The 8,362-nt window shown below is 50.8% G+C and carries 8 protein-coding genes; 3 read left to right on the top strand and 5 right to left on the bottom strand.

Going from position 1 to position 8,362, the window contains the following annotated elements; genetic code table 11:
* A partial coding sequence (locus tag ACRCZA_RS06620; RefSeq protein WP_438673664.1) for a TonB-dependent receptor occupies nt 1–2,298 on the bottom strand: 2,298 nt, incomplete at its 3' end.
* A 501-nt stretch (nt 2,299–2,799) separates the two neighbouring features.
* Between ACRCZA_RS06620 and ACRCZA_RS06615 the strand changes: the two genes are divergently transcribed.
* The 3 genes from ACRCZA_RS06615 (at nt 2,800) to ACRCZA_RS06605 (ending at nt 5,432) form a co-directional block, all read left to right on the top strand.
* Nucleotides 2,800–3,765 carry a GGDEF domain-containing protein gene (locus tag ACRCZA_RS06615; protein ID WP_438673663.1) on the top strand — a complete coding sequence of 322 codons (966 nt, stop codon included), beginning with the start codon at nt 2,800–2,802 and terminating at the stop codon, nt 3,763–3,765.
* Between the two features lie 15 nt (nt 3,766–3,780).
* A complete protein-coding gene (locus ACRCZA_RS06610; protein WP_438673662.1) occupies nt 3,781–4,788 on the top strand; it encodes an AraC family transcriptional regulator ligand-binding domain-containing protein in 1,008 nt (335 codons plus the stop codon).
* A gap of 365 nt (nt 4,789–5,153) precedes the next feature.
* Nucleotides 5,154–5,432, top strand: a complete 279-nt coding sequence (locus tag ACRCZA_RS06605) for a hypothetical protein (RefSeq protein WP_438673661.1) — start codon at nt 5,154–5,156, stop codon at nt 5,430–5,432.
* A 252-nt stretch (nt 5,433–5,684) separates the two neighbouring features.
* Here ACRCZA_RS06605 and nth read toward each other — a convergent pair whose 3' ends face one another.
* The 4 genes from nth to ACRCZA_RS06585 all read right to left on the bottom strand — a co-directional run.
* Nucleotides 5,685–6,326, bottom strand: a complete 642-nt coding sequence (gene nth, locus ACRCZA_RS06600) for an endonuclease III (RefSeq protein ID WP_438673660.1) — start codon at nt 6,324–6,326, stop codon at nt 5,685–5,687.
* A gap of 113 nt (nt 6,327–6,439) precedes the next feature.
* Nucleotides 6,440–7,138 (bottom strand): electron transport complex subunit E, encoded by a 699-nt coding sequence (locus tag ACRCZA_RS06595; protein WP_438673659.1) that lies wholly within the window; start codon nt 7,136–7,138, stop codon nt 6,440–6,442.
* Nucleotides 7,131–7,769: an electron transport complex subunit RsxG gene (gene rsxG / locus ACRCZA_RS06590; RefSeq protein ID WP_438673658.1), complete on the bottom strand. Its 639-nt coding sequence runs from the start codon at nt 7,767–7,769 to the stop codon at nt 7,131–7,133. Before rsxG ends, ACRCZA_RS06595 begins: the two co-directional genes overlap by 8 nt.
* Before the next feature lie 16 nt (nt 7,770–7,785).
* A partial coding sequence (locus ACRCZA_RS06585) for an RnfABCDGE type electron transport complex subunit D (protein WP_438673657.1) occupies nt 7,786–8,362 on the bottom strand: 577 nt, incomplete at its 5' end.

Genomic DNA, 8,362 nt, shown 5'->3' with positions numbered 1-8,362 from the left:
TACATAACTGAGTTCTAAGCCGTAAATCGAGGCGCTGTCGCCGTTAATAAAGGTAATTGCGCTGTGGGCATCGATGTACTCATCGCGCCCTGCTAAATCGGCTTGGTAGATAAAGTTTTGAATGTCTTTATAAAAGCCTCCAATCGACAGTACTCCAATATTACCAAAGTAGTGTTCAAGGCTGACGTCAAGATTCATTGATTCAAGTGACTTAAGCTTGGGGTTACCGAAGGTTAAGTCGATATCGCCATCATCCTCTTCTTGTAAGTAGCCCGGGGCCAGTTGGCCAAAGGTTGGCCGCACTAAGGTGTTGGTCCATGCGCCCCGCAGTACGGTGTTATCGCTGTGGCGATAGGTTAGGTGCAGCGCCGGTAGCCAATGATCTTCATTGTTGCTATGGGTAATTTTGCTAAATTGTTCGCTGATCCCATCATAGCCATTGCCCTTAGCGTCCCAACGGTTTTGTTCAAGGCGTAGCCCAGTTAAGATCCGAAGCTTATCGATATCCATATGACCCATCAGGTAGGCGGCGTCGATATTTTCGGTGATATCAAAGTCGTTGATGGTGGATTCGACTTCATCTTGATTGGCATCGGCATCGAGGCCATTGACTAAGGCCCAAATCGGGGCGGCCGTAATGCCTGGGCCAAAGCGGCCTAGGCTGTAGTCCAACTCTTGGTTGGTGTATTGGCTTAGCATTAAGTCGGCATCCGCAACGCCTTGATCGCTTAAATCGCTATAGTTCCAAATATCTTCCCGATTGGTTTTATCGCGGCGACTCAGTTTTACCCCGGTTTTAATCTCGCTGGGATAGTCATTCAGGCTTAATTGGCGGCTGAAATCCAGTTGAACACTGTTGACGATGTCCTTGGCTTGAGTGTCCGCCAGCTCAATCTCATCAAGTTCAAAGTTCTCGGCTTGATAATAGCTGTCGGGGGCGATGATGTGCGGTTGACTGTTACCGCGAAAGCCGCTGTCTGGGATTTTTTGCACAAATTTTGCGGCGGCAATATCGCGTGGCTTGTCGGCGCTCGCGCGGCTGTGGCTGGCTTGATAGTCTAGGGTCCACTGTGCAATGCGGCTTTCTCCGCCCGCAACCACTGAGGTAATATTTTGGTTTTCGCTGCGCGATTTGAGGGCGCGGGTGGTTTTACCTTTGCCCAATTGCCCCGTTTGCTGCGGCTCACTCCATTTCGTTTTGGCGCTGTTACGGGTTTCGGTATCATCAAAGTTGCTGTAGAGGGTGCGTAGATACAGATCGGTATCTGCGCTTGGGCGATAATCCAGGTTAATCCCCAGCGCTAACCGTTCACGGTTAATCTGGTAATCCCGATGATCGAGTGATGTTAGCCCAGCGTTGGCAAAACCGCTGTCATCGGCAAAATCCCAGTCGCCACCGGTTTCGACGTTATCAGAGCCAAAGTCACGGTTATACCAACTGCTCCCTATTGCCACCCCCAGATTGTCGTTAAAAATATCGCTGTAGCTCGCGGCAAGTTTGGGGTTGGTGTCTTCGGTTAACGACTCATGACTGGCCTCGGCGCTGAGATTAAGGTAGGTATCGTCGCGGTCAAAGGCCGATAAACTTTTGACTTCAATCGCGCCGCCCAGGGCATCGGCGTCCATATCGGGGGTGAGGGTTTTACTGACTTCGACCGATTGCAGCAGATCGGAGGGGATGACATCGAGTGCAACGGCGCGTCTGTCACTCTCGGGTGCCGGTAAGCGCGTCCCATTCATTGACACTGAGTTGTAATCCGGTGCTAAACCGCGCACGCGCACAAAGCGGCCTTCACCTTGATCACGTTCAATCGACACGCCGGGCACCCGCTGCAGCGATTCGCTGATATTGCTATCGGGGAAATTCCCTAACACATCGGCGCTCACCACACTTAAGACGTTATCGGCGCCGCGTTGGCGGTTCATCGACTTGCTCAGGGCGCCCTGTTGTCCCACGACGCGAATGTGCTCTAGTTCGGTTTGATTAAGGGCGACGCTCACTTGGGTGGTGTGTTTATCGCTGATGTTAATCTTCTGCACCGCGGTTGCCGCGCCAAGATAATTGATGGAGAGGGTATATTCGCCATCGGCAAGCCCGGTGAAAAAGAAGCGTCCATCACGGCCAGCCTGCTGGCTCAGCTTGAGTTCTTCAATGGTGACATTCGCCCCTGCTAAGGGCTGTTGGCTGTGATGATCGCGTACTTGGCCTTCCAGTTTACCTACGGCAAGGGCATTGCCGCTCCAAGTTGCTGCCATAATCGCGAGAGTGAGAGCCGATAAAGGCGTACGAAAATGCATTGTCGATTCCTATGTGTCAATGAAGTGGATCCGCGGCTAGCGAATGGCCGCGGCGTTACGTTGTTGCAACCTTAGGGGGCTTTGGTGTCAGATTTGTGACTAAAAATTAACAGAGCAGGGTTAGCGGGCTAAAAATGGCGATGTTTAGCCACCGCTGAGCCAAAATGACCGCGAATGTTGGCATTATTGGCGCTTAAGCTGGGCTTTGGACTTACGCCATCGCACTCATCCGTCATTATTTGGCTCAATGGCGTAATGTCTGTGAGCTAATTTACCGCTTGGGTATCGCGCCTATGTTGCTTTCAAGGGCGCTGGTTGGGATTGTGTTGGCGAGATGGTGCTAGGGGACTGTGGCTTGATTATTGTTGGATAGCGGCTAAGTCGTCACCGAATTGTCATTAAGCTGCGTTAGGTTGTTACGGTATTTAGGCCTATTTTGGCATCGCTGCGCTACGGCGGTATCCCGAGTGGCGCATGATGGGCTTTATCAAAGATAACGATATGACTTCATTTAAAGGTGACACAGTGGCCAATCCTATTACCTCCGTTCGGCTTGCCGTAGTTTATGCGCTAAGTTTGTTGATCCTGTTTAGCGTACCGCTATTACTCTGGCAAACCGCCTCGGTAAAGCTGGTTAGCCAAATGGATTGGTGGGATATGGCAACCGAAGGCGCGCTGTTGATGATGGCCATGTGTTGGTTGATGGTGATAGTGTCAGTGCGGCCAGAAGGGCGCGTGACGGTGTTGTTGGTACTTGGACTGGCGAGTTATTGTCTAGGCTGTTACCTCGATTTATTGGACGAGCTATTTATTGTGGAAGGCTTGGCTGTTTATCAATGGGTTGAAAAACTGCCAACCCCCTTAGGCTTAGTGATATTGACGATGGGGCTGTGGTACTGGCGTGATGAACAGAACATAGTGAATCGGCAGTTACAAACCCGTGAGCAGTTTTATCGCCAGCATCAGTTGACCGATGGCTTAACGCTCCTTAACGATGCCACAGCTTTAGAGCATCATTTAGTGGCACAACTCGCTCAACCCCAGTCTACGGGGCTTATCATGCTGGATATCAATTATTTTCATCAATTTAATCAACAGCAAGGGGCTGAGCAGGGGGATAGGTTACTTGCCGATGTTGCCCAGTGGCTCTGTAGCCAATTGCGAAGTCAGGATCTCGTGTGTCGCTATGCGGGTGACAGTTTTGTGATGTTGCTCAATGGCGCCATTGCCCCGTTGGTGAGCGCCATGGCGCAGCAATTAACCCAAGGTATTCGTGCGTTGGGGTGTGAGGCGAGTGTGGTTTGGCTATTACCGCCCCCTAGAGCGGCGCAGCTAACGTTAAGCCAATTGCAGTTGCAGGCCGAAGCCCAGCAGCTACTTAAGCAATTGAATCAAAAAATGTCACAGCAAAAGCAACATCGTGAGGCGGTTGCCGGGCAAAGCGTCGACCTTGCCGAGCGATATTAACCTGGCCATATTCAGATGACACCTTTAGCAACATGGCAGGATAAATGTATCGACAGCCAGTTATTGGTGGCGAGCATTGTGGGACTATTTAAGCAAAGGGGACTGGACGGCGATAAATTGCTGCGCGGTACTGGCATTTTTATTGCGGATATTCGTAAGCCCGGACATCTGATTAGTCCAAAGCAGCTTATGACGCTGGTGGATAATGCGTTAGCGCTGTGGCCAAGCGGCGATTTAAGTTTTTTACTGGGGCAACTGTGGCTTCCCTCCCAAAGCGGTGCGTTGACGGCGGGATTGTTTTGCGCCCGAGATCTTAATTCACTTGGACGCTTTTGGTATAAATACCATTGGCTGACTCAACCTTGGCTGCAAACTTGGCGTTGGGAGGGCGATAAAGAGTGGCATTTTTTACTGAGTTTGGATCTGGGCAGTCAGCGCCATAGCCAGTTTTTCTTTGAATTAAGTTTATCCTCCCTTGTGGCAACCTATAAGCAACTGACCGGAAAACACTGTCATCCCAGTGTTCGTTTTCCCTACGCGGCGCCGCACAATTTAGCGCTGTACTATAAGTATTTGGGTACTGATATTGGCTTTGATGCACCGTTGTGCTGCGTGTCGCTACCTAAGTCTATGATGCATGAACCCTTATCGCTCGCTTGTGCCGGTCATGCGTTACTCCAATCCCCCCGTTATGCGCTGGTGGCCAGTGGGTATCGTCAAGGATTAGCCGCGGGCGTACGGCGCAAGTTAATGCGAGAAAATCTGACCTTGCCGCAATTGGCGCTCAAGCTTGGTATGAGTCCGGCAACCTTAAAACGTCGTTTGGCAGATATGAATGTCAGTTTTGGCCAGCTTGCCGATGAAACCCGGCTACTCAAAGCGCTTTATTATCTGACAGAGCCCCAGCAGGATGCCCATAGCATCGCCACCTTATTGGCGTTTAGTGATGCCAGCAATTTTCGGCGATCCTTTAAGCGCTGGACCGGCCAATTACCAGGGTATTTTCGCTGTTGGTTGGGATAACCGCAGTAGCTTGCTTTAGCCTATGCTGCTTGTTATGCGTAATTATTCGATAAAGTGAATATTGGTTAGCAAATTCCCCGAGGTTATATTTTTTAAATTGCATATTCCGCGGTAAAAATGCATTGCTGGTGGTTTTTAGCACTGTTATCCCATGCGTTTTTTAGTGAAGGATCCGAGTGTGATGATATTTGTATATAGCCTTGACGATCGGCATCGCCGTGATGTCAGGACGTTTTGCCGCAATGCAGTGACATTTGTTGCAAACCACGAGATTTTCGCTAACAATCCTGAGTTGTTCATGGTGCTAATGATGGTATAGGCTGTCATTAGCACCATAATGGATAATATTCACAAGGAGATGGAGCATGCATTTTACCCAAGCAGAGCTTTCGCTTATTCGCGCCGCGAAGCACAAAGTTAAGATGGCACAAAGGGTGAGAGTTGCGGTGATTGTGCTGATTATCCTCGGCATTATTGCAGACCTGTTCGGTTTGATGGCGACAGGGCTATGGCTACATGAATGGAAGATTTTTATTGCGGCAGGATTAGTGCTCTTGGCGGTCGCCTTGCCGCAATTTGGCCATGGTCCTAAGTATGAAGAATTGCTCAGTTTATTAGAACATAAAAGCGCACAGCGCCCTTAAACGTCCCTAAGTCGCGCTGCCAGATTGATTAACTCAGACGCGCGATGTGAGATGAGTCATCTTGTGCAACTTATTGTGTGAGTTATTTTGGATGAGTTGTTTGGGATGAGTTATTTGGGATGAATTGTTTGCTTTGATTTGTTTGCGGTGAGCATTCACACATCGGCCATGTCGTATGCGTTATCCCAATATGGCCGGCGCAAGCTCACATCAACGCCGGCTTAAAAGTGGATCAGTGCTAACACCTAGGCGTTATTCCTCGGGATAGACTTTTTCTTTAAATTCACATAAATCTTCGATAATGCAACTGCCGCAGCGAGGTTTGCGGGCAAGGCAAGTGTAGCGGCCATGCAGAATAAACCAATGGTGTACATCCACCTTAAACTCCGCTGGGACGACTTTGAGCATTTTCTCTTCCACTTCGACCACGTTTTTACCCGGCGCAAATTGGCTACGATTGGCGAGGCGAAAAATGTGGGTATCGACGGCGATGGTTGGCCAACCAAAGGCGGTATTCAGGACCACATTGGCGGTTTTACGGCCCACGCCAGGCAGGGATTCGAGGGCCTCACGGTTTTCGGGCACTTCCCCTTGATATTGGTCAATGAGGATCTTGCAGGTGTTAATCACATTGATGGCCTTGTTGTTATAAAGGCCAATCGTTTTGATGTATTCCTTTAAGCCCTCGACGCCAAGGGCGTAAATACTCGCGGGCGTGTTTGCCACGGGAAACAGCTTATCGGTCGCCTTGTTGACACTGACATCCGTCGCTTGGGCTGATAAGGTCACGGCAACGAGTAATTCAAAGGGGCTAGTGTAATTGAGCTCGGTCTCAGGTTTGGGGTTGTGCTGGCGCAGGCGGCGTAAGATCTCAAGGCGTTTTTGTTGATTCATAGTATCCGTTAGCTATCCCTTGGCGATGGCATAAAAGGGCGGGCCGATGTGTCGGCCCCGCGCTGGTAAAGAGGCGAGTTTCGCAGGTCAACTGAGGTTCACGGGGCGAGTGATTAACCCACTTTGGTGATCCGCGCCCGAGTGACGCTGGGTGCTGGTGCTTGTTCAGGTTGACGTTCTTTGAGTTTTTTATCGATCACATTCTTAAGGGCAATTAATAGACCCATGACGATAAAAGCGCCAGGGGGCAACATCGCCAATAAGAAGGGGGTATCGACCTGCCAAACCTGCAGCCTTAACGCGCTCGCCCAAGGGCCAAGTAATTGTTCTGCACCGTCAAACAGTGTGCCTTGACTTAATATTTCCCGCGTTGCCCCCAGTAAACTGAGGACTAAGGTAAACCCAAGGCCCATCATCAAGCCATCAAAGGCGGCACTCAGGGGCGGATTACGCGAGGCAAAGGCTTCGGCGCGGCCGATAATAATGCAGTTGGTGACGATAAGCGGCAGGAAAATCCCTAAGGATAAATACAGGCCATAGGCATAAGCATTGATCAGGAGCTGCACTGTCGTCACGAGGGCGGCGATGATCATCACAAACACCGGAATGCGGATCTCCTTGGGCACGCCTTCGCGCACTAAAGACACCAGCACATTGGAGCCCACCAGCACTAAGGTGGTGGCGAGCCCAAGGCCGAGGGCGTTAGTCAGCGTGGCGGTTACCGCAAGGAGCGGACAAAGCCCAAGCAGTTGCACCAGCCCGGGGTTATTTTTCCACAGCCCTTGCCAAGCGATATCGCGATAGTTAGTCATGGTTGGCCTCACAGTTAAGCGCTTGGCTGAAAATCTCGGCTTGATGTTGCTTAAAATACCAAACCGCCCGTTTTACCGCTTTAACATAAGCTCTTGGGGTAATTGTCGCCCCGGCAAATTGATCAAAATCGCCGCCGTCTTTTTTGACTAACCAGCGGGGATCATCCTCAGCGCTGACCACTTTGCCAAGAAAACTCTGGACCCAATCGGATTTGCGCAGCTCGATTTTATCCCCGAGCCCAGGCGTTTCTTGATGGGCGAGAGTACGCACACCGAGCACTTCCCCCTGAGTTGTGACCCCCACGATAAGCTTGATGGTGCCGTTATAGGCATCGGGAGCGATGGCTTCCATGGCGATCGCTACGGGCGTGCCGTCTTTGGTGGCAATATAGGCCGGCAGCGGCTTATCGCTACCGAGCGCCGCTTTATCCTGCAGCAGTGTACATTGCGCCGTCAGATCATTGTCATGGATATCGTTGGGGATTAATTGGGCTAACACTTTGAGCAATTCTTGCTGCTGTTGGTGCTGAATGTTGGCATAGGTTTGCTGATTGACCAAGGCCACCAGACCTGTGCACATAAAGGCGAACAAAGCCAATAATAAGCCGTTTTTAACCATTGGATTTTTCAATATCGATTCCTCTTCCCTAGTTGCCGGTGGCATGACCATAGCTGCGCGGACGCACATAATAGTCAATAAAGGGCGCGCACAGATTGGCGAGTAACACCGCAAAGGCAAAGGCATCGGGATAGCCGCCTTGCGTGCGGATGACATACACTAAAACACCGATTAAGCCGCCAAAAATAAGCCGCCCACGGGCACTGGTTGCCGCCGTCACCGGATCGGTCGCGATAAAAAACGCCGCTAACATCGTGGCACCGGAGAAGAGGTGAAATAGCGGGCTGCCTTGAGTATCGGGCGCCAACAGGTAGCCAATGCTTGAGGCGATAGCGAGCCCCGCCAATACCCCCGTTGAGATATGCCAGCGGATCGCCTTGAGTTTAAGTAACACTAAGCCACCGGCAAGGTAAGCCATATTGATCCAAAACCAACCTACGCCCGTTGAGCCTGCAAAAATGCTTTTAGTAAAGCTCTCTGTCGTGGTGAGACCCATGGACAAATCGGTTTTTAGGGTATCAAGGGGGGTTGCCATGGCAACGCCATCAATTCCGAGGCGAAAAGCTTCAATACTGGCGCTGGGGCCAAGATTAAAAATCAGCCCT

The organism is Shewanella sp. (genome assembly GCF_051658185.1).
GTDB lineage: Bacteria > Pseudomonadota > Gammaproteobacteria > Enterobacterales > Shewanellaceae > Shewanella.
This window is presented reverse-complemented; position numbering and strand designations above follow the sequence as displayed.

What these genes read in the sequence shown, in the direction of transcription:
- nth (WP_438673660.1), bottom strand. Translation starts at nt 6,326, where the DNA reads ATGAATCAACAAAAACGCCTTGAGATCTTACGCCGCCTGCGCCAGCAC.
- ACRCZA_RS06595 (WP_438673659.1), bottom strand. Translation starts at nt 7,138, where the DNA reads ATGACTAACTATCGCGATATCGCTTGGCAAGGGCTGTGGAAAAATAAC.
- ACRCZA_RS06610 (WP_438673662.1), top strand. Translation starts at nt 3,781, where the DNA reads ATGACACCTTTAGCAACATGGCAGGATAAATGTATCGACAGCCAGTTA.
- ACRCZA_RS06605 (WP_438673661.1), top strand. Translation starts at nt 5,154, where the DNA reads ATGCATTTTACCCAAGCAGAGCTTTCGCTTATTCGCGCCGCGAAGCAC.
- ACRCZA_RS06615 (WP_438673663.1), top strand. Translation starts at nt 2,800, where the DNA reads ATGACTTCATTTAAAGGTGACACAGTGGCCAATCCTATTACCTCCGTT.